Annotated in this window: 20 protein-coding genes; all 20 read right to left on the bottom strand. The window is 38.1% G+C overall.

The window, feature by feature from the left end; genetic code table 11:
• Positions 1–62 precede the first annotated feature (62 nt).
• The 20 genes from C1726_RS09175 to pruA (C1726_RS09080) all read right to left on the bottom strand — a co-directional run bounded on the left by C1726_RS09175 (position 63) and on the right by pruA (C1726_RS09080) (position 22,158).
• The gene (locus C1726_RS09175; RefSeq protein ID WP_102272851.1) at positions 63–1,511 is read right to left on the bottom strand and encodes a serine hydrolase domain-containing protein; all 1,449 of its coding nucleotides are present in this window, start codon (positions 1,509–1,511) and stop codon (positions 63–65) included.
• A 23-nt stretch (positions 1,512–1,534) separates the two neighbouring features.
• A complete protein-coding gene (locus C1726_RS09170) occupies positions 1,535–2,446 on the bottom strand; it encodes a sensor histidine kinase (RefSeq protein ID WP_102272850.1) in 912 nt (303 codons plus the stop codon).
• A 27-nt stretch (positions 2,447–2,473) separates the two neighbouring features.
• Positions 2,474–3,241, bottom strand: a complete 768-nt coding sequence (locus C1726_RS09165) for an ABC transporter permease (protein ID WP_102272849.1) — start codon at positions 3,239–3,241, stop codon at positions 2,474–2,476.
• Positions 3,225–4,157 carry an ABC transporter ATP-binding protein gene (locus tag C1726_RS09160; RefSeq protein ID WP_102272848.1) on the bottom strand — a complete coding sequence of 311 codons (933 nt, stop codon included), beginning with the start codon at positions 4,155–4,157 and terminating at the stop codon, positions 3,225–3,227. Before C1726_RS09160 ends, C1726_RS09165 begins: the two co-directional genes overlap by 17 nt.
• Before the next feature lie 78 nt (positions 4,158–4,235).
• Positions 4,236–4,928 (bottom strand): response regulator transcription factor, encoded by a 693-nt coding sequence (locus tag C1726_RS09155; protein WP_102272847.1) that lies wholly within the window; start codon positions 4,926–4,928, stop codon positions 4,236–4,238.
• Between the two features lie 44 nt (positions 4,929–4,972).
• On the bottom strand, positions 4,973–5,551 hold the full coding sequence (locus C1726_RS09150) for a hypothetical protein (RefSeq protein ID WP_102272846.1): 579 nt from the start codon (positions 5,549–5,551) through the stop codon (positions 4,973–4,975).
• A gap of 324 nt (positions 5,552–5,875) precedes the next feature.
• Entirely contained in the window at positions 5,876–6,928 is a 1,053-nt protein-coding gene (locus tag C1726_RS09145; RefSeq protein ID WP_102272845.1) for an NAD(P)H-dependent flavin oxidoreductase, read from the bottom strand.
• Between the two features lie 22 nt (positions 6,929–6,950).
• Positions 6,951–7,505: a thioredoxin family protein gene (locus C1726_RS09140; RefSeq protein ID WP_102272844.1), complete on the bottom strand. Its 555-nt coding sequence runs from the start codon at positions 7,503–7,505 to the stop codon at positions 6,951–6,953.
• A 295-nt stretch (positions 7,506–7,800) separates the two neighbouring features.
• Positions 7,801–8,508 (bottom strand): ABC transporter permease, encoded by a 708-nt coding sequence (locus C1726_RS09135; protein WP_102272843.1) that lies wholly within the window; start codon positions 8,506–8,508, stop codon positions 7,801–7,803.
• Positions 8,505–9,353 carry an ABC transporter ATP-binding protein gene (locus C1726_RS09130; protein ID WP_102272842.1) on the bottom strand — a complete coding sequence of 283 codons (849 nt, stop codon included), beginning with the start codon at positions 9,351–9,353 and terminating at the stop codon, positions 8,505–8,507. The genes C1726_RS09135 and C1726_RS09130 overlap by 4 nt, the downstream gene beginning before the upstream one ends.
• Before the next feature lie 176 nt (positions 9,354–9,529).
• Complete coding sequence (locus C1726_RS09125) at positions 9,530–10,594, bottom strand: LytTR family transcriptional regulator DNA-binding domain-containing protein (RefSeq protein ID WP_102272841.1); 1,065 nt, start codon at positions 10,592–10,594, stop codon at positions 9,530–9,532.
• A 227-nt stretch (positions 10,595–10,821) separates the two neighbouring features.
• Positions 10,822–12,249, bottom strand: a complete 1,428-nt coding sequence (gene gatB / locus C1726_RS09120; RefSeq protein ID WP_102272840.1) for an Asp-tRNA(Asn)/Glu-tRNA(Gln) amidotransferase subunit GatB — start codon at positions 12,247–12,249, stop codon at positions 10,822–10,824.
• 13 nt (positions 12,250–12,262) lie between these two features.
• On the bottom strand, positions 12,263–13,720 hold the full coding sequence (gene gatA, locus C1726_RS09115) for an Asp-tRNA(Asn)/Glu-tRNA(Gln) amidotransferase subunit GatA (protein WP_102272839.1): 1,458 nt from the start codon (positions 13,718–13,720) through the stop codon (positions 12,263–12,265).
• A gap of 13 nt (positions 13,721–13,733) precedes the next feature.
• Positions 13,734–14,024 (bottom strand): Asp-tRNA(Asn)/Glu-tRNA(Gln) amidotransferase subunit GatC, encoded by a 291-nt coding sequence (gene gatC, locus C1726_RS09110; protein ID WP_102272838.1) that lies wholly within the window; start codon positions 14,022–14,024, stop codon positions 13,734–13,736.
• A gap of 201 nt (positions 14,025–14,225) precedes the next feature.
• Complete coding sequence (locus tag C1726_RS09105; protein ID WP_102272837.1) at positions 14,226–15,056, bottom strand: VanW family protein; 831 nt, start codon at positions 15,054–15,056, stop codon at positions 14,226–14,228.
• 134 nt (positions 15,057–15,190) lie between these two features.
• On the bottom strand, positions 15,191–15,643 hold the full coding sequence (locus C1726_RS09100) for a YueI family protein (protein WP_102272836.1): 453 nt from the start codon (positions 15,641–15,643) through the stop codon (positions 15,191–15,193).
• 227 nt (positions 15,644–15,870) lie between these two features.
• Positions 15,871–17,163, bottom strand: a complete 1,293-nt coding sequence (gene aceA, locus C1726_RS09095) for an isocitrate lyase (protein WP_102272835.1) — start codon at positions 17,161–17,163, stop codon at positions 15,871–15,873.
• Between the two features lie 415 nt (positions 17,164–17,578).
• Positions 17,579–19,126, bottom strand: coding sequence for an L-glutamate gamma-semialdehyde dehydrogenase (gene pruA, locus C1726_RS09090; protein ID WP_102272834.1), 1,548 nt, complete (start codon positions 19,124–19,126; stop codon positions 17,579–17,581).
• 220 nt (positions 19,127–19,346) lie between these two features.
• Complete coding sequence (locus tag C1726_RS09085; RefSeq protein WP_180968148.1) at positions 19,347–20,195, bottom strand: CamS family sex pheromone protein; 849 nt, start codon at positions 20,193–20,195, stop codon at positions 19,347–19,349.
• A 415-nt stretch (positions 20,196–20,610) separates the two neighbouring features.
• Positions 20,611–22,158 carry an L-glutamate gamma-semialdehyde dehydrogenase gene (pruA, locus tag C1726_RS09080; protein WP_102272833.1) on the bottom strand — a complete coding sequence of 516 codons (1,548 nt, stop codon included), beginning with the start codon at positions 22,156–22,158 and terminating at the stop codon, positions 20,611–20,613.
• Positions 22,159–22,384: the final 226 nt, after the last annotated feature.

The following is a 22,384-nucleotide window of genomic DNA, read 5'->3' as shown; positions in this document are numbered from 1 at the left end:
AAACGCATGGATAATTATATACATCCATGCGTTTCTTATTTATGTGTAATTCTTTAAAATCTTTAAAACCTGCTTATCCTTATTCGATAATAGATTCTTAAACATGTAAGAACCAATCCAATAATGAAAAGGATTGCCAATAAGATCATAGCCGCTGGGTAAAGACCGAACGCATCAATCGTGGTCGAACTGTTATCTTGTAACGTTGGAACAATAAAGAACAACCATCCGATTAATAATGCTGGAATCAGTTGAGGAGTTAGCCGCAGGATAAACCTCCATATAGGATGTTGTTTACGTTTATCTGACCATTTTCTGCTGCGCAGTATTCCTCTGATGCCTAAAAGCAAGTAAATCAACGTGATAATCCCAAGTGTTAAGTCTATTATTTTAGGTACCGGAGCTTTTAATTTAGGTTCTTGTCCATCGGTCAATTTGATAATACCTGAACTAATCTCATAAGCGTGTTCTAAAGTAGGGGTAAAGCTATTTAGTAAAACTGCAATGGCATATCCACTGCTTGGAATAATGTCTTGTTGAGTTTGATACGAAGATACTGCCCCGCTATGAGAAATACGTGCTGGTTTAACTTTCGGTGAACTTAACGACCAACCAAGTCCGCTTTTTTTGCTGCTAAGTTGCGGTGAATAGGATTCTTCCAATAATTCTTTTGATAATAATTGTTCTCCTAACTTATTTTTTCCATCGTTCGTGTGCATAGAAAGCCATTTTCCCATATCTGCTGCAGTTGATATTAGTGACCCTGCCCCCATATTCATCTCTTCAAGTTCTGTCCAAGGTATTGCCGTTCCATATGCTGTTACATATCCTTTGGGCAGCCCTTGTACAAAATCTCCAGAGTTTACAGTTGTGAGTGAGTCACTCATTCCTAATGGTGAGAATACTTTTTGCTTAAGATATTGTGAGAAATCCATTCCACTTATTTCTTCCACTAATCGAGCTAGAATCCAATAATTAGCATTACTATAAGCGTATTTTTCTCCAGGCTTTGATTGAAGTCTCCAATCATGTAAACGGTCTACCCCCGTTTTTAAGTTATTCGCTGGAGGCACAATTATTGGATTGGGTACACCTGATGTATGGTTTAATAATTGACGGATGGTTACTTGTTCCCATCTAGAATCATCAAGCTTCACTTCTGGTACATATTTACATGCCTGGTCATCAAGCTGGATTTTCCCTTCATCAACAAGTTGTAATACAGCAAATGCTGTAAATGGTTTTGAACCAGATGCGAGTCTCATGAGTGACCTTTCTGTCAATGGTTCTCCTTCAGAATCATGACCATATCCCTTTTCGTATACTAGTTTTCCATCTTTTACAACTACAACGGCTGCACCAGGCAGTCCGTTTCGCTTGATATATTTAGTAACAAATTCATCAATATCATCAGTATCAAGCGACTCTTCAGCATGGACTGTTAAATGAAGGGATACTGTGTGCATTAAAAAAATGAACATGAGAAAAATAGTGCTAAGTTTTTTTGGCATATCTTATACCCCACTTAAAGAAACTATAAATATTTATTTTCCACTGCTCTCCATTCACAAATGATAGATAATTGTCCATCATTTAGATGCCCTGAAATCGTCCCATCCATTTTTTCCATAAAACTTTTCACAATTGACAGCCCTAAACCGGTACTTCTACCCGAACGAGATTGATCTGCCATATAAAATCGGTCAAACATTCGATTAACATCTTCTTCCGTTAATGAATGTGCATCATTTTGCACCATTAGTCTTGCCTTTGAATTTTTTTCCTCAAGGCTAATGATAATATTTCCATTTGAATGGGTAATCGTATTGGACAATAAATTTTCAATAACTCTCTTTACTGATGAATCATCAGAGATAATGAATACATCCGTTTCAGGCATGTTTATGATTGGTTCCATATTTTTTTCGTTAAAACGGTCATAAAAACTCATTAATACATCAATTGTAATCTCCTTGAGATTGATTCTTTCAGATTTCAGCTGATGATCCGAGGATTCAATGACGCTCAGCTCAAAGAATTCCCTTAACAAGGTTTCCAGTCTTTTTGCTCGGTTATTTGCAATCGATAGTAATTCATTCTTTTCATCATCACTCACATCTTCCGCTTCAGCCATTTGGATATATCCTAATATTGACGTTAATGGTGTTCTCAAATCATGTGACATGTTTGCAACTGCCTGTTTATGTTCATCTTCAAAACGTACTCTTTTTCTATTCTCTGTTACGTACAAATCAATCAGTTTATTAATTTCTAATCCCAGGTTTTCGATATCTTTATCAATAAGTGCCATATCAATTTTTTTGTTTGTTTTTCGACTGTTATAAAAGTGCAGCTGTTTGCTGATCTTTTTCACTTCTTTTTTTAAAGCGGATAAACGAGAGAGCAATAATACTGTCATAAAAGATAGAATGATTACTGCATACATCAATGCTCTCACCTACTAACTTAAAAATTATTTGATTTCTTTCCGATTGATCATAAACACTCCACATAAAAGGATAATAATCAATGATACGACCCCAATGAAAATAGATTTTATGATATCACCACTTGTCATCGTATGTTTGAATACTGCACTAAATTGGTAAAAGAACGTATTCTCATACAGCATGTTGATAAAAGGCGCAGTAATTAGTTTTTCGACTGCAAACATGACAATGGTTAGTAAAAGAGTAAAAATTATCGTTTTCCCGCTATCTTCTGTTGTAATAGCAATCAATACTACGATCGCTGTAAAACTCAAAAATTGCAGAGCAAATAAACCATATGCTCTTCCTATATATATTAGATTAGTAAGGTTTAATATCTCCCCTTGTCCAAATAAAATGGCGATAATAATAGCAGTTACTAACGGAATCAGGATCGTAACAATGAAAGCTCCAAGTGTAAAAACAAGAAACTTTGCCATAAAAATATTCTTTCTTTTATTACCGCTCAGCATTTGATTTTTGATTACACCACTATGTGAAAACTCAGTCGAGATATAAAAACCAGCCAACGTACTGACTATTAAGTTAAAGAATAATGGGATTGTAAATGGTGATAAAGCATTGAATTCGCTTAACCCAGCCTTATCAAACTCAGTGCCTGATAATAGCCACCAGTCCATTAAAATTAGGCAATGTAACAATGTACTTAAACCTATAACGCTTACAATTAATACACAAAATGTTTTATTCCGTGATAATTTATATATTTCTGCCTTAATTAAATTCGTCATGCTCTACACCTTTTAAAAGCTTTGAAAAGTAACTTTCGAGGCTATCACCCGTTTGTGAGAGATGTTCAATCACAAGGCCATTGTTTGTTAGTGCTCGTGAAACTTTTCTCACATCATCTACATTACTGTAAAGTTTAATCATTCCATCTTGCATAACCTCAAAATCGGCAGTGAATAGTTTTTTTTCAAGTACAGTTGCTCCTCTAGCTGGCTCATCCACTTTGATTCGCAAATGTTGTCTGCATTTTCCATCCAGCTCATTTGACGAGAGTTCTTCTAGCAGATTCCCTTTGTGGATGATGCCAAATTTAGTTGCGAGTTGATGGAGTTCACTTAATATATGGCTTGATATTAAAACGGTAAGTCCTTTTTCACGATTTAATTTTTTTATTAATTTCCTCAACCAGGCGATTCCTATTGGATCCAAACCATTTGTTGGCTCATCTAGAATGATGAACTCTGGGTCACTCAATAAGGCAATAGCTAGTCCGAGTCTTTGCTTCATACCAAGTGAGAAGTTTTTCACTTTTTTCTTTCCTGTATCCGTAAGACCTACAAGCTCAAGTGTTTTATCGATACAGTCTTTACCAGGAATCCCTATTTGCAATCGATGAACTTCCAAATTTTCATGGGGAGTCATATTGAGAAATAGTGCAGGGGTTTCTATGATTGCCCCCATTCTTTTCTGTACATCTGTTAACTCTTGGGGGTTATCGTTTCCAAATAGTTCGATTGATCCGCTTGTTGGGAAGGTAAGCCCTGTTACTAACCGTAACAATGTTGATTTACCTGCCCCATTCTGACCAATGAAACCATAAATTTCACCTTTTTTGATCGTGACGTTAATATTTTCAATAGCAAAATCATTTTTATATCTTTTTGAAAGTTTATTGGTTCTTAAAATGTATTCACTCACATTTTTATCCTCCTTTGCTCTTCATTTAGTATAGGAGTTAAATTGTAAGAAAACCTTAAGTCGAACCTTAAGAAAACCTTAAGATTTAAGGCGATAACCCATACCCCATATGGTTTCTATATATTCTTCATTTGGATTTGCCTTGCTGAGTTTGTTCCTTAAATTACTCATGTGAACATTCACTGTATTGTCATCACCGAGGAAAGGTTCATTCCATACAGCTGCAAATAGATTTGATTTTGAGAAGATTTTTTTGGGGGATGACATGAGAATGGCTAATATTGCATGCTCACGGGCGGTCAATGTGAGCTTTGTACCATTTACAACAACTGCTTTCGCTTCTACATCCATTTGAATATCCTTATGGGTTAGCTGTTCTCTCATAGGAGTTTCCTTGCTTAGTCTGTATCTTCTTAACAGTGAATCAATACGTGCCGATACTTCTTCCACATCAAAGGGCTTTGAAATAAAATCATCTGCTCCAGTTCGTAAACTATCAACTTTTGTCTGCTGTTCATTTTTAGCGGAAATAATAATGACTGGAGCAGAGCCTTTCGAGGTGACTTTTGCAAGAATCTCTTCCCCTGTCAAACCTGGAAGCATTAAATCAAGCAGAATTAAATCCCACTTCTGTTTTTCTAAATAAATCAGTGCTTCCGTTCCGGAATAGGCAGGCTGTGGGGAATAATTACTTTTTTTAATTATTCTGCATAGCAATTGATTTATATCATTATCATCTTCAACGACTAAAATGTCTATTTGCTGTTCCACGAATATTCTCCTTTTCTTCTTTACTTCAAATAAAAATAATTATGTTACGCACCAATAGTACGAAGTTGGTAAAGAAAACGATCCTTTTCACGAACATTTTTATTAGTATAATCATTTAGTTTTCCTTGATACACCAATTGAAAGTTAGAAATTTGCTGGAAGTCATTTGGTGCAATCAGGGATAGTGGTTTTTCAAAAGCAATAATGTTCCCTTCCTTTAGAACAGATGCAACAAACTGGGAACAGAAGAATGCCTTTTTTCTTTTAATGGGCTTATTTAATATAAAACCGAAAAGTCCTAAAAAGTTGTAGCGATACTTTTGCTTTTGTGCATCAATATCTTGTATATACCTTTTCATCATTTCAAATTGAATCTCGGTTACTTCAAAAGAGTAGATTACACAATTTGCTTTATCAAACAAGTACGACTTCATATCTTCTTTTACAAATCCGCCGATAAAGGGGTTCCTAGCAGATTTCCTGCCAAAACTATAAACGTCTAATAGTTTAGAATCAAAAGCAATAGAAGCATGATTATATGGTTTTTTCGTATATAGCTTTATGAATTTTGTTAGTAATGAACCAGTATCTGTTAATAGAATATATCCCTTATTTACTGTCATAATCAATTCCCCTCCAATTGTTAAAGAAACATTTTCTATTTTCAATATACAGATCAAAATATAAGAAATACTTAATATATTTCTTAAGAAAATCTTAAGTTTATAAAAAAAGAATTACTTCACACCTGAAATCATCTATTATTTTTCGGATTGATAGTAATGTTAGGCTATGCTATTGCAATTATTATGTTAAAGGACGAAAACCATTAGTATAAAAATTAACAGACCAAATCACCTATTGATTTGGTCTGTTAATTTTTATGATATTTCATCTATTTCTTTATGTGATCTAAATTTCCTTTAGCAAAAACGGCTGCTCCGTTTTCATTTTCCTTCTATAAGTTCCCTCATCAATTGTTTGACTGTTGTTTCCTTCACCATTCTTACACCTTGCCCAGCCCATAGAGACATGAAATCTGGCTGTTTCAGCATGGCAGCCTTCTTTCTAATGGAGGCTGTCAGATCATTTTGAAGCGGAAATGGCAAACTTGTTTGTTCAGCCATCTCATGAATAAAACGATTGCCTATTCCTCGAGCAAGTTTTCCTGAAAATGCCTTTGTAAAGGTTGTTTGTTCTTCCGTGCTATTCAAGAGTGTTTTCTTATAGATCTCTGCTGCTCCACTTTCTTTGCATGTTAGAAAAGCTGTACCGAGCTGTACGCCTGTTGCTCCCAGAGCCATTGCGGCAGCAATTCCTCGTGTGTCCATAATGCCGCCCGCTGCGACGATAGGTGTGTAGACAGCATCAGCTACTTGAGGAATGAGCGCCATTGAACCGACCAATCCGCTAGCCTCCTCATGAAAGGTTCCACGATGGCCTCCAGCTTCACTCCCTTGCGCCACAATAATATCTACACCGCTCACTTCAAGCTCCAATGCTTCCTTTACATTTGTGGCTGTTCCTATAATAACTGTTCCATTCTTTCTAAGCTCTGTCATGACCTCTCTATCTGGAATTCCAAAAGTAAAGCTCGCAACTGGCACCCTTTCCCTGAGAACTTCCTCTAATTGATTCTCATATAGAGCTTTGTAGTTATTCACTTGATTGCTAACCGGCACTTCTATTCCTAATTCTTGTCCATATTGATTTAATAGAACTGTCATCGCTGTTAATTCTTTTTCATCGAAGTGAACTTCCCTCACATTTGGAATGAATAAATTCACGCCGAAGGGCTTATCTGTTAAGCTTCTAATCTGTTTGATTGCTTCTTTAATCTCCTTAGGGTCCATATAACCTGCCCCAAGATTCCCAAGTCCGCCGCAATTTGATGTTTCACTTATTAATTCAGGTGTTGTGATTCCACCTGCCATCGGTGCTTGAAATATGGGGTAGGTAATATTAAGCATTTCCGTTAATTTATTTCGCTGCCAGATCAATGATTATACACCCCACAATGATTTAGCCAACTAATTTATCGCAAATACTATTTGCTACTGCATGCCACAAGTTTTCATCAACCTGATAAGATTTTACTAAAGCTTTGTACATCGCCTTTTGTTTATCAGTAAAATCAGGATCCTCCTGTGCAGGGAGCTTACTCCGCTCTTGATCAACAAGGTCTTGAAGCTGCTTCGCTCGCGGTCCCCATACAGCCTGTTCTTCTCCATCCTTATTGATAAAAATATAGATTGGAATCGCACGTGATGTTCCATTTGTTAAATATTGATCCATCAATTCTAGATTTTGATCTCTTAATAAAAAGCGCACATCCATTTCAATTTCATCTGCAATTTTTAACAGAATGGGATTATTTAAAAGCGCATCTCCGCACCAATCCTCAGATAAAGCGATGACCTTTAATCCCTTTCCTTTAAGAGGAGCCAGCCTTTCCTTTTCTTCAGCCGATAAGGAAAATTGTTCAGAAATCTGTTTCATCCCAGTTTGATTTACACTCATTCCTGAAATATATTGATCAGCTGTCAATCCCTTTTCAAACCATTGATTTAAATTCATAAATAGCCCTCCATTTCTTATATGTATTTCTTCCTTATTATTACATATTCCATTTGTTAATGTGAAGCATGATTCTTGGCTTGAAGACTGTAGAGAATTTTGTCGAAAAGAGCTGTCCTTTCTTGGGAAATAAAGGGATGTTTTGTAAAATGCAAAAAATATGCAGAAAAGCCGATGGAAGATCCATCAGCCAAATTTACCTATTCTAAATTAAATTGTTATCCGACTTACTGATCTAGCCTCTGTATGTAATAGCTAATACATGTGTAGGCTGCTGGTTGCTTATGCAATCGAATTAATCCATCATCCGTTTACGATAAACAACAACTACAATTACATATATCACAGCTATCCATGCAAGAATAACAGCTAAATTAAACCAAACATCTGCTAAACCAGCACCATTTTGAACTTCATTTGCTAAATTAATTAGCTGTGTATTTGGCATATACTCAGCTGCCTTAAGAATTGGGTACTTATCTGCAAAGACAGTTAGCATCGAACCAAATGAGAAGATTCCCATGAACGGCAATATAACAACAGACGCTTCCATTACCGATTTTGTCACTAGACCAAGCACCGTGCCTAGACCGATATAAAAGATAGCAGAAAGTGCAATAGCTATAGAAACGACAAGCATGTTGTCTGGTTTATACTCTGTTAAAAATGCAGCAAAAGCGATAACTAGGATAGTGCCAATAAAGCTTAATAGACTTTTCCCTGCTAGGATTTCAAGCGTACTTGCTGGTGAAAGCATCAATCCGCGTAATGTATTTTTTTCTTTTTCTTCTGCAATAAGCGAGCACTGTACGTAAGCAGCAACTAAACAAAAAGTCATATTGAAAACGAGATAATGCTCATTTATCGTTTCAACACCCATTCGACCGTAAAGTGCAGCCAATACTAACGGCATGAAAACTGACGAGCCCACAAATAAATTTTTTGAAACATCTTTATAGTCTTTTTGAAGAATCGCTATTGAACGTTTGATAGAAAATGTCATGATAATTTCCTCCCTGTTACCTCTACAAAAATATCACCTAGTGTAGGTTCGTTTGAATAGATTGAAACCACTTTATTTTCCGACATATAATTGTACATCGCTTGTGCACCTTCTGGACCGCGATCAATAATCTCTTTACTGCCATCTGCTAGCTCGACCGTTAATGTATGGTCCGCAAATTTTTGTCTTAAAGCTTTTGGCGAATCAAGCAACTGAATCATACCTTCATTTAAAAAGGCTACACGGTCACAAAGTGTTTCTGCTTCATTCATATCATGTGTCGTCAAAAATATCGTTGTTCCTTGCTCTTTTAAATTCTCCAGCCCTCTATATATATGCTTTGTATTGACTGGATCAAGTGCAGATGTTGGTTCGTCCAAGAATAGCAGCTCAGGCTTGTGTAAAAATGCTCTTGCTAATGTAACTCGCTGCAGCATCCCTTTTGAAAGCTTAGAAACTGCCTTTTTCTTGGCATCCTTTAAATTCACCATTTCAAGAACTTCATCTATTCGAGCATGTGGGACATCATAGAGATCACAGTATAGCTTTAAATTATCATGAATGGTAAGTCGAGTATAAAGTCCGCTATTATCTGTCAACACGCCTATTTTTTTGCGATAACGAGCTTCCTTTAGCTTTGAAGCTGGCACACCGAATACGTATGCATCTCCATCTGTTTGGGCTAATTGTGCGGTTAAGATTTTTATCGTTGTTGTTTTACCAGATCCGCTTGGACCTAAAAATCCAAATGTCTCTCCCTTTCTTACTTTAAATGAAACATCCTTTAATGCTGTTTGGTTGGCAAACATTTTCGCTAATCCAGTTACTTCTATAATGTTCTCCATTTTCATCCTCCTGGCATATTTGATTTGTTAGTTATCATGTTAGCATCGGCACTGTTAGGCGCCTTTCGCTTTCGTATGACCTAATCTTATGAAACAAATCCTTGCCATGCACTATTATTTGGATGAAAAGAGCATATATCAGAGTGAATGGAGCATTATTTACTTGGAATGGAGCACTATTTTAGTCCTAGCATGCCCTTTAATTCTGCCATTTTCGTCTTTGATAACGGGATAGATGACTTTTTCGCATCTCCTAATACTAAGGTAAAGCTATTTCTCGTCCAAGTGACTACCTCACGAACCTTTTGCAGATTAACAATGTAAGAACGGTGACATCTAAAGAACCCATATGGATGCAGACGGTTTTCAAGCTCCGTCATTGTAAATACACTTGGATACATATCTCCTTTAATATAAATATTGGACTGCCCATCATTGCTTTCTATGTAATCTATTTCTGGCGGATCAAATAAAACGATTTTGTCATTCACCTTTGTAGGAATCTTTTCAAAGCGAACAGGCTGGATCATTATTTCCTCTTCAATTTTTTGATCCTCAGATTTAAGTTCTTCACTTGGTAATTCATCTGTTGTCTCTTCGTCAGAAACGACATCCAGCACATGCAATCCTGTTTCATTTAAGCGGAAGACCTTATCTGTTACTGCTAGTGCACTTTCCATGTTACTTGTTAGTACAATCACACCCTTGCCTTTTTCACTCAGTCTTCTTACAACCTTCAAAAATACCCGTTTCGTTTCCAAATCGGCATTCTGGTCCGGTTCTTCAAATATAAACAGGGCTGGATTCTGAAAAAGCAAGCGTCCAAAATGCACTCTCCTTTTTTCGGAAGCCGTTAGCCTGCTAAGACGAATATTCCGTTTAGGCTCAAGCTGAGTCATACGTAACGCCTCATCCATAGAAATCGCCGAGCCATATAACTTTTTAAAAAAGGAAAAATGATCCTTTACACTCAATCTCTCGTATAACCCATCATCTAAAAGATACATGCCAACTTGATTGAAGTAAGCTTCTTTTGATTTCGTGAATTCTTGCCCATTAATGCTTAATTCCCCACTTGAAACAGGAAGCTCTCCTAAAAATAGCTTAACTAATACGGTCCGCACATTCGTGCTCGAATGAATAGCTACCACCTCATGCTCCGAAACTTCTAAACTAAAGACAGGAAAAACTAAGGTATGCTCCTCATGTCTTTCTAAGTCATTGATTTTCAAAATACTCACTGTGATCACCTAATGTTCATATAAAATATCAATATAAGTTTTAAAAAGGAAAAAGACAGGTTATTTTACATTTTTTTCTTTTCATTATTATAACTTTATTATTCTACATTTTCACTACCATCAATTAGTTAATAGAACATATTTTTGTAAATTGCTAGCTTTTCCTGGGAAATATTAAGAAAAATTGTCGAAAAAGGACTGATGGAAAAATCCACCAGTCCTTCACTTTATCTCTTCTTGATTTCCTCTAATAATATCTTGTTCACTAATGGCGGGTTGGCTTGCCCTTTAGTTGCTTTCATGATTTGACCAACTAAGGAGCCAGCTGCCTTTTCTTTTCCATTTTTATAATCCTCAATAATTTTTGGATTGTTATCTAATACTTCAGTGACAATTTTCAAAAGTGCGCCTTCATCTGAAATTTGTACAAGGCCTTTGTCCTTTACAATTTGTTCAGCGTTTCCGCCATTCTCAATTAATTCTTTAAATACTTTTTTGGCAATCTTTGAAGAAATGGTTCCGTTCTCAATAAGTTGAATCATTCCTGCAAGACCTTCAGCAGTCAAGGCTGTTTCATCAAGCTCCTTTTGTTCAGCCTTTAAATAAGCTGAAACTTCACCCATGATCCAGTTGGACGCTTGTTTTGCTTCTGCACCAGCATGGACCGTTGCTTCAAAGAAATCAGCCATTTCCTTTGTTACAGTCAAAACAACTGCATCATATGCAGGAAGACCAAGCTCTTCAACATAACGTTTTTTCCGCTCATCTGGAAGCTCAGGGATCTCCGCACGAATTCGAGCTTTCCAATCCTCATCAATATGAATATCTAAAAGGTCTGGCTCTGGGAAATAACGATAATCATCCGATCCTTCTTTCACACGCATCAAGATCGTTGTGTTTGTAGCTTCATCATATCTAAGAGTTTCTTGCCCGATCACGCCTCCAGCAAGTAAAATTTCCTCTTGGCGTTTTTCTTCATATTCTAATCCTTTACGGACAAAGTTAAAGGAGTTTAAATTTTTCAGTTCTGTTTTCGTTCCAAATTCTACTTGACCAACTGGACGAAGAGAAATATTGGCATCACAGCGCAATGAACCTTCTTCCATTTTACAATCTGATACACCCGTATATTGAATGATTGATTTTAATTTTTCAAGATAGGCATATGCTTCGTTTGGTGTACGAATATCTGGTTCGGAAACAATTTCAATCAGCGGTGTTCCTTGACGATTATAATCGACTAATGAATAGCCATTGCCATGCGTCAATTTTCCAGCATCCTCTTCTAAATGGATTCGGGTAATGCCGATTTTCTTTTTATACCCGTCCACTTCAATCTCAATCCAGCCATGCTCGCCAATCGGCTTGTCAAACTGGGAAATCTGATATGCCTTTGGATTATCAGGGTAAAAATAGTTCTTTCGGTCAAATTTCGTAATCGGAGCAATCTCACAGTTCAGTGCCATCGCTGCCTTCATCCCGAATTCAACAACCTTCTTATTTAAAACTGGAAGAACGCCTGGATAGCCAAGATCAATCACTGTCGTATTTGTATTTGGTTCTGCACCGAAGTGATTCGGGCTAGCCGAGAAAATTTTCGAATCTGTTTTTAATTCAACATGGACCTCTAGTCCAATAACCGTTTCAAATTTCATTCTTTCTCCCCCCTTACAATCCAGGCTTTTGCTTATGGAATTCTGTTGCCTGTTCAAATGCATGTGCCACGCGATAGACTGTGCTTTCATCAAAATGCTTGCCTATGATTTGCAGTCCAAGCGGCAGTTCATTTACAAATCCGCAAGGAATAGAAATTCCTGGTACACCAGCAAGGTTTACTGGAATCGTTAAAATGTCGTTCGCATACATTGTTAACGGGTCTTTTGTATTTTCATCTATTTTAAAAGCTGGTGTAGGTGTAGTTGGTCCAATAATGACATCATATTTCTTGAATACTTCTTCAAAGTCATTTTTGATTAATGTACGAACCTTTTGTGCCTTTTTGTAATAGGCGTCATAATAACCGGAGCTCAGTGCAAATGTTCCAAGCATAATCCGCCGTTTTACTTCTTCACCAAAACCTTCTGCACGAGTCTTTTTATATAAATCAATTAGGCTTTCGGCATTTTCTGTCCGATATCCATAGCGCACACCGTCAAATCTGGCAAGGTTTGCGGATGCCTCTGATGAAGATAGTAGATAATAAGCAGCAAGTGCATATTTTGAATGCGGCAGTGATACTTCTTCCCATGTCGCACCTAAATTCTCAAGCACCTTTAAAGCATCTAATACGGATTGACGAACTTCCGCTTGCACGCCTTCCCCTAAATATTCCTTTGGCACGGCAATTTTTAAGCCTCTAATATCACCTGTTAATGATTCAACAAAGCTTGGTACAGCTACACTTGCAGAAGTTGAGTCCATCGGATCCAACCCTGAAATCGCCTGCAATAAATAAGCATTATCTTCAACCGTTCTAGTAATCGGTCCGATTTGGTCAAGTGATGAGGCAAACGCAACAAGTCCAAAGCGAGAAACGCGACCGTATGTAGGCTTCATGCCCACAACACCACAGAATGAAGCTGGCTGTCTAATCGATCCGCCTGTATCAGAACCTAAAGAGAATAATACCTCTCCTGCAGCAACAGATGCTGCTGAACCGCCAGAAGATCCTCCCGGAACCCGATCTAAACTCCACGGATTTCTTGTCTTCTTATAAGCTGAATTTTCATTGGATGAACCCATTGCAAATTCATCCATATTCAATTTCCCAATCGTAATCGTTTCTGCTTGGTGCAATTTATTAACAACTGTTGCATCATAAATTGGATCAAAATTCTCTAATATTCTGCTGGCACACGTAGTGCGCAATCCCTTTGTAACAATATTATCCTTCACACCGATAGGCATTCCAAACAGAAGCCCTTTTTGTTCATCCGTTCCTAGCTTTTTATCCATTTGTTTTGCCGTTTCACGTGCTTTTTCCTCATCTAAAGTCAAAAAGGCTTGTACCTTTTCCTCCACTTCGCTAATGCGCTTGTATGATTCATCGACTAGATCGGTAACTTTCAATTCTTTTTTATGTAATTTCTCATGAAGCTCAGATACTTTATGATCAAATAAACTCAAAACCTTTCCCCCCTTATTCCATAATAGACGGCACTTTCACTTGACCGTCTTGATGTTCTGGTGCATTTTTCAGCACTTCAGACTGCGGCAATCCCTCTTGCGGGATATCCTCTCTCATCACATTTTTCATATCTAAGACATGAGATGTCGGTTCAACACCGTCCGTATTTATTTCATTCAACTGTTCAGCAAAAGATATAATTGCATCCAATTGATTTGTAAATTTTTCTGTCTCTTCTTCCGTAATTGCCAGTCTTGCCAAGTTTGCCACATGCTTAACCTGATCAGCAGAAATTCTAGACATGTAAGCCACCTCCAAATATGTTCTTTTCTTCACACAATATGATTTATCATATCAAACTTTCATGCGTTAAACCACTACCTGATTTGACATAATAACCGATCCTTCTGCCTATTTTAACATGATTTGCAGTCATCACGCAGTTAATACTCAAAATATAAAAAGGCAGGTCCATTCAGGATACCGCTCTTTAGCCGCCGATAATTAAAAACTTATATTTTCTTTGTTCTCCAAGAGAGGTTCATACATCATAATGGCATGATTTTCGGTCACAAACTCATCATTTATCAACTGCTTTTGCCTATTGAACACCCTTCTGTAAATCTCATTGTGGCGCAGATAGCCTCCCCAATAAGCTGGTGTGATTTCGTGACGTTTCTCATATACCTCATATGTATACAATGCAGGTTCATTTGCCCGCCATTCCCCAATAAGATGGGTATCTGTTAGTTGTAGATGTAATTGATAAGGAATGTTCGTTTCATTTTTTATTTGCAAGTCGAGGTAATTATATGCACAAGTTGCCCCGCTTCCAAATGGCTGTGTACGGTTAGAATCTGGGAATACATCATAGCTATGTCGATGTCTCTCAACAACAGTAAGGGGACTATGCAAAGTTATCCAATAAATTAAGTTAGACAGCTGACAAAGTCCTCCCCCAACACCTGTTTTAAACTTCCCATAATAAAGAACCATTCCGTCTACATACCCTTTTTTATAGGTAGTTTTCCCAATGAGCCGCCAATAAGAGAACATCTCACCAGGTTGTATAATTACCTTGTTCACTCGTGGTACAGCTTTTTTCAAATTGATAATTTTATTATGCTGTAAAGACATTTCTACATTCTTTAATTTCCTAAGAAGAATCGTTTGATGCCTTGTTAACGAATACGGAAAGAGTTCATCACTTTTATTTTTGGCATATTTTTTCCCATCAGTTAACCATTCTATATACCTCTTAGCTGTGTAAAACCATGTACCAGCACGAATTCTACTTTTCGACCTTTGTTTCGGTCTTAAATCAACTGGATTCATCCCGTTCACCGCCAACTATCCCTTTTTATTTTTAAAGTAACATGAATATTATGTTTTTAGCAGCTTATTTGCAATCTTTCCTAATTATTTGCAAATTTTCCCCTTTAATCTGCAGATTAACAACGAAAGGAGCCTTATCGGCTCCTTCGTTTAAATACGTTCGAAAGTATTGTAAAGGCACCTTTTTTCTTCTTTGCCTTTTCCTGTTTTTGCACTCCTGTTTCCTTTTTCACATAGATATCTTCTTTATCAATCGCATGGTCATAAGCTAGGACAAGTCCAATTTCCGAGTTATGATCTTTATTCGTTACGATTGTATAATCTACTTTGTAATCTCCAGCAGCTTTTATATATTTAGAAAACTCTCCATAGCTCATATTGCCATTCAAGTACATATGAGCCTTTTGATTTTCTTTCAATGCGTCCTCAACCTGTTTATACGTTCCTGGTTCTCTTACTTGTGATTGAGTTAACGCAATCACAATCCGTTCTCGCAGTGTTCCAAGAAATCTTCTGCGTTCATCTGGCTTCGTTTGTTTTTCCCCATATATCCCTTGCTGGATATAATCATCTACATTTTTTGACAAAGTCACATACCTCCCATTTGTTTAAGGAAAAGAAGGGCTATTACTATGTATGTATTCATTTTATCAGTTGTGCTAGTATAATCATTACCTTTTTATACAAAAAAATCCTCTCTTCAAATGAAGAGAGGTGCATAATAGGAGAAAAAGGTTAAAATCACGATAGAATGGATGAAATAAGTTGAAGGCTCTGAATCCTTCATTTTCAACATTTTGATTGCAAAAGAGCATTACGCCTCTTGCTTTGCTGCAGTAAATTGCTCTTCTTCAGTAGACCCTTTAAGGGCTGTTGTTGAAGAAGTTCCACCAGTAATTGTCATAGAAACTTGATCAAAATAGCCTGTACCCACCTCCCTTTGGTGTCTTGTTGCCGTATAGCCATATTCCTCACTCGCAAATTCCGCCTGCTGCAATTCCGAGTAAGCAGCCATTCCATAATCCTTGTATCCGCGTGCTAATTCAAACATGCTATGATTTAGCGCATGGAAGCCAGCTAATGTAACAAATTGAAATTTATATCCCATTTTCCCAAGCTCCACTTGGAATTTGGCAATAGTTTCTTCATCTAGCTTACTTCTCCAGTTGAAGGACGGGGAGCAATTATAAGCTAATAGTTTGCCAGGAAACTTTTCATGAATCGCTTCAGCAAAACGTCTAGCTTCCTCTAAATCTGGTTCAGAGGTTTCACACCAAACAAGGTCGGCATATGGCGCGTAGGCTAATCCTCTGGCAATCGCTTGGTCTAAACCAGCCTTCGTCCGGAAAAATCCTTCTGGTGTACGGCCGCCAGTAATAAACGGAGCATCATATGAATCTACATCACTCGTAATCAAATCAGCAGCATTTGCATCTGTACGGGCTACAATTATTGTAGGCACACCCATGACATCAGCTGCTAATCTAGCAGCAATTAGGTTTTTTACTGCAGTCTGTGTAGGAAGCAGCACTTTACCGCCAAGATGACCGCATTTTTTCTCTGAGGAAAGCTGGTCTTCAAAGTGTACGCCGCCTGCACCTGCCTCAATCATTCCTTTCATCAATTCAAACACATTCAGCTGCCCGCCAAACCCTGCCTCTGCATCAGCGACAATTGGAGCAAACCAGTCAATCGATTGATCCCCTTCCATATAATGAATTTGATCCGCACGCTGCAATGCCTGATTTATTCTTTTCACTACACTCGGCACACTGTTTGCAGGATAAAGACTTTGATCTGGGTACATGTGACCGGAGAGGTTAGCATCTGCCGCTACTTGCCAGCCGCTTAAATAAATTGCCTTCAATCCTGCTTTCACTTGCTGTACAGCTTGGTTTCCTGTTAATGCACCTAATGCTGGAACGAAATCCTCTTCATTTACAAGCTTCCAAAGCTTCTCAGCTCCCTTGCGTGCAAGTGTATATTCAATGTCAATCGATCCTCGCAGTTTAATTACCTCTTCCGCAGAATAGGGTCTTTCAATTCCATTCCACCGTTCATCCATTTCCCAGCTTTCTTGTAAATGCTTCACTCTTGCTTCTGTCATAATTAAGTTCCTCCTTTAAAAATTCCGATAATTTTTTTGTATGAGTAACTAGCTATGGGTTCATAAAAAGAATGAACATCTTTGTTGTTATAATACAGTTATCAAACTATGTTACTTATTGTATAACAACATTCATATTTTTGGAACAGTTAATTTTTAAATTATCAGAAATTTAATTCGACATTCTTCGATAATAAGAAAAGCGGAAGCGCCTTGGTCATCGCCGTACAAACTGGAAGGACCGGTTCTTTCGATAAAGGAAACACGGTGAGCGAGAGCGAACCGATGTTGACGCAATCGTTGCGGAGGGGGCCTGAAGTTTGATAGGCGATAGGCGCTGGAGCTAGACAATCTTTGGACAAAAAAAGAGTGATCTGCCAAAGGCAAACCACTCTTACGGTTATTTTTTTTACGATTAGAACATCTCAGAAGTTGTTTTTGCTTGCATATGAAGCTGGATGTAGTCAGGACCGCCTGCTTTTGAGTCTGTTCCTGACATATTGAAGCCGCCAAATGGCTGGTATCCAACGATCGCACCTGTACATCCACGGTTGAAGTATAAGTTTCCAACATGGAAATCTTCACGTGCTTTTTCAATATTCTTACGGTTATTTGTGATAACCGCTCCTGTTAAACCATATTCTGTGTTGTTCGCAATTTCAATCGCATGATCAAAATCCTTCGCTTTTGTAAATCCTACAACTGGACCAAAGATTTCCTCTTTCATGATGCGAGCTTCTGGATCAAGGTCTGCGAAGATCGTTGGCTTAATGAAGTAGCCCTTGGAGTCGTCTCCTTCTCCGCCTGTCATTAGCTTTCCTTCTTTTTTGCCAATTTCAATATAGCTCATGATTTTATCATAAGCACTTTGATCGATTACTGTAGCCATGTAGTTATTCGGATCCGTTGGGTCCCCTTGTGTTAATTCATTTGTTAATTCAACTGCACGATTTAACACTTGGTCGTACACATCTTCAACGATGACTGCACGAGAGCATGCAGAGCATTTTTGCCCTGAGAAGCCAAATGCAGAGGCAACGATCGAAGTTGCAGCTAACTCAAGATCCGCTTCCTTATCGACAACGATTGTGTCTTTTCCGCCCATTTCTGCAATGACACGCTTCATCCAAACTTGGCCTTCGCTTAATTTAGAAGCACGTTCAAAAATACGAAGACCTACGTCACGAGATCCTGTAAAGCTAATGAAACGTGTATCCTTATGGTCTACTAAGTAGTCGCCCACTTCTGCACCGCTTCCTGGTACAAAGTTTAACACACCTTTAGGAAGACCCGCTTCTTCCATGACCTCAACGAATTTTGCGGCAACAACTGGAGTAGTTGAAGCTGGCTTTAAAAGAACTGTATTTCCCGCTACGATTGCCGCAACAGTCGTTCCAGCCATGATCGCTAATGGGAAGTTCCATGGTGAAATGATGATTCCAACACCTAATGGAATGTAATCATAACGGTTATATTCATTTGGACGGCTGTTTACAGGCACGCCTTCTTTAATTTTCAACATTTGACGAGCATAGAATTCAAGGAAATCAATTGCTTCTGCTGTATCTGCATCCGCTTCATTCCATGGCTTGCCTGCTTCTTTTGTTAAAAGTGCAGAAAACTCATGCTTGCGGCGGCGAATGATGGCAGCTGCTTTGAATAATACGTCTGCACGTGTTTCAGCTTTTACTTTTTTCCATGTTTTAAACGCTTCTACTGCAGCTTGCATCGCTTTTTCAGCAAGATCGCGGTTTGCTTTAGACACACGGCCAATTACTTCTGTTTTATTAGCAGGATTATAAGATACGATTTTGTCTTCTGTAGAGATGCGCTCTCCGTCGATAACTAGATCGTAATCCTTCCCTAAATAGCTTTCAACTGTTTTTAACCCAGTTAAATAGGCTTGATGATTTTCTTCCAATTTAAAATTAGTAAATGGTTCATGTTTGTATGGTTGTACCAAAGTTTCCGCCTCCTATGTATTAAAACTACACCCTGTTTACCAGATGCTATCCCTTTTAAGTATTAGTATATCTCTTAAAAAGGCTCCCATTCCAACAAGCTTATCTTAACATGATTCATTTCTCTTCTTCAAACATTCTGTGTAAATGAACACTATTCTACACTAATAATTGGAGATAATATGTGATTCTAATAATCAGTCATATTATCTCTCCATTTTCTTATTGATATATATGAACAAATGGCTCGTTTTGGTCTGCTTTACGGACAATAAGCCCTTCTGGACCATTCACAGACGAAATTTCTACTTGTACAGAAATATAGTCAGGAAAATGTTTCACAACAAGGCCGGTCACATATTGTGTAAAGCCAATTCCTTCTGATTTTCCATAGAATTGAATAGGAATATTAATATTAAGCTCCTGTAGCTGTCCATCTGCATAAAACGCCTTCCCTATTACTCCATTAAAATTAGGAAAANTAGGAAGCAGCACTTTACCGCCAAGATGACCGCATTTTTTCTCTGAGGAAAGCTGGTCTTCAAAGTGTACGCCGCCTGCACCTGCCTCAATCATTCCTTTCATCAATTCAAACACATTCAGCTGCCCGCCAAACCCTGCCTCTGCATCAGCGACAATTGGAGCAAACCAGTCAATCGATTGATCCCCTTCCATATAATGAATTTGATCCGCACGCTGCAATGCCTGATTTATTCTTTTCACTACACTCGGCACACTGTTTGCAGGATAAAGACTTTGATCTGGGTACATGTGACCGGAGAGGTTAGCATCTGCCGCTACTTGCCAGCCGCTTAAATAAATTGCCTTCAATCCTGCTTTCACTTGCTGTACAGCTTGGTTTCCTGTTAATGCACCTAATGCTGGAACGAAATCCTCTTCATTTACAAGCTTCCAAAGCTTCTCAGCTCCCTTGCGTGCAAGTGTATATTCAATGTCAATCGATCCTCGCAGTTTAATTACCTCTTCCGCAGAATAGGGTCTTTCAATTCCATTCCACCGTTCATCCATTTCCCAGCTTTCTTGTAAATGCTTCACTCTTGCTTCTGTCATAATTAAGTTCCTCCTTTAAAAATTCCGATAATTTTTTTGTATGAGTAACTAGCTATGGGTTCATAAAAAGAATGAACATCTTTGTTGTTATAATACAGTTATCAAACTATGTTACTTATTGTATAACAACATTCATATTTTTGGAACAGTTAATTTTTAAATTATCAGAAATTTAATTCGACATTCTTCGATAATAAGAAAAGCGGAAGCGCCTTGGTCATCGCCGTACAAACTGGAAGGACCGGTTCTTTCGATAAAGGAAACACGGTGAGCGAGAGCGAACCGATGTTGACGCAATCGTTGCGGAGGGGGCCTGAAGTTTGATAGGCGATAGGCGCTGGAGCTAGACAATCTTTGGACAAAAAAAGAGTGATCTGCCAAAGGCAAACCACTCTTACGGTTATTTTTTTTACGATTAGAACATCTCAGAAGTTGTTTTTGCTTGCATATGAAGCTGGATGTAGTCAGGACCGCCTGCTTTTGAGTCTGTTCCTGACATATTGAAGCCGCCAAATGGCTGGTATCCAACGATCGCACCTGTACATCCACGGTTGAAGTATAAGTTTCCAACATGGAAATCTTCACGTGCTTTTTCAATATTCTTACGGTTATTTGTGATAACCGCTCCTGTTAAACCATATTCTGTGTTGTTCGCAATTTCAATCGCATGATCAAAATCCTTCGCTTTTGTAAATCCTACAACTGGACCAAAGATTTCCTCTTTCATGATGCGAGCTTCTGGATCAAGGTCTGCGAAGATCGTTGGCTTAATGAAGTAGCCCTTGGAGTCGTCTCCTTCTCCGCCTGTCATTAGCTTTCCTTCTTTTTTGCCAATTTCAATATAGCTCATGATTTTATCATAAGCACTTTGATCGATTACTGTAGCCATGTAGTTATTCGGGTCCGTTGGGTCCCCTTGTGTTAATTCATTTGTTAATTCAACTGCACGATTTAACACTTGGTCGTACACATCTTCAACGATGACTGCACGAGAGCATGCAGAGCATTTTTGCCCTGAGAAGCCAAATGCAGAGGCAACGATCGAAGTCGCAGCTAACTCAAGATCTGCTTCCTTATCGACAACGATTGTGTCTTTTCCGCCCATTTCTGCAATGACACGCTTCATCCAAACTTGGCCTTCGCTTAATTTAGAAGCACGTTCAAAAATACGAAGACCTACGTCACGAGATCCTGTAAAGCTAATGAAACGTGTATCCTTATGGTCTACTAAGTAGTCGCCCACTTCTGCACCGCTTCCTGGTACAAAGTTTAACACACCTTTAGGAAGACCCGCTTCTTCCATGACCTCAACGAATTTTGCGGCAACAACTGGAGTAGTTGAAGCTGGCTTTAAAAGAACTGTATTTCCCGCTACGATTGCCGCAACAGTCGTTCCAGCCATGATCGCTAATGGGAAGTTCCATGGTGAAATGATGATTCCAACACCTAATGGAATGTAATCATAACGGTTATATTCATTTGGACGGCTGTTTACAGGCACGCCTTCTTTAATTTTCAACATTTGACGAGCATAGAATTCAAGGAAATCAATTGCTTCTGCTGTATCTGCATCCGCTTCATTCCATGGCTTGCCTGCTTCTTTTGTTAAAAGTGCAGAAAACTCATGCTTGCGGCGGCGAATGATGGCAGCTGCTTTGAATAATACGTCTGCACGTGTTTCAGCTTTTACTTTTTTCCATGTTTTAAACGCTTCTACTGCAGCTTGCATCGCTTTTTCAGCAAGATCGCGGTTTGCTTTAGACACACGGCCAATTACTTCTGTTTTATTAGCAGGATTATAAGATACGATTTTCTCTTCTGTAGAGATGCGCTCTCCGTCGATAACTAGATCGTAATCCTTCCCTAAATAGCTTTCAACTGTTTTTAACCCAGTTAAATAGGCTTGATGATTTTCTTCCAATTTAAAATTAGTAAATGGTTCATGTTTGTATGGTTGTACCAAAGTTTCCGCCTCCTATGTATTAAAACTACACCCTGTTTACCAGATGCTATCCCTTTTAAGTATTAGTATATCTCTTAAAAAGGCTCCCATTCCAACAAGCTTATCTTAACATGATTCATTTCTCTTCTTCAAACATTCTGTGTAAATGAACACTATTCTACACTAATAATTGGAGATAATATGTGATTCTAATAATCAGTCATATTATCTCTCCATTTTCTTATTG

This window comes from Cytobacillus massiliigabonensis, assembly GCF_900199725.1.
Taxonomy (GTDB): domain Bacteria; phylum Bacillota; class Bacilli; order Bacillales; family Cytobacillaceae; genus Cytobacillus; species Cytobacillus massiliigabonensis.
The sequence above is the reverse complement of the archived record's forward strand: the minus strand, read 5'-3'. Positions and strand labels throughout refer to the sequence as shown.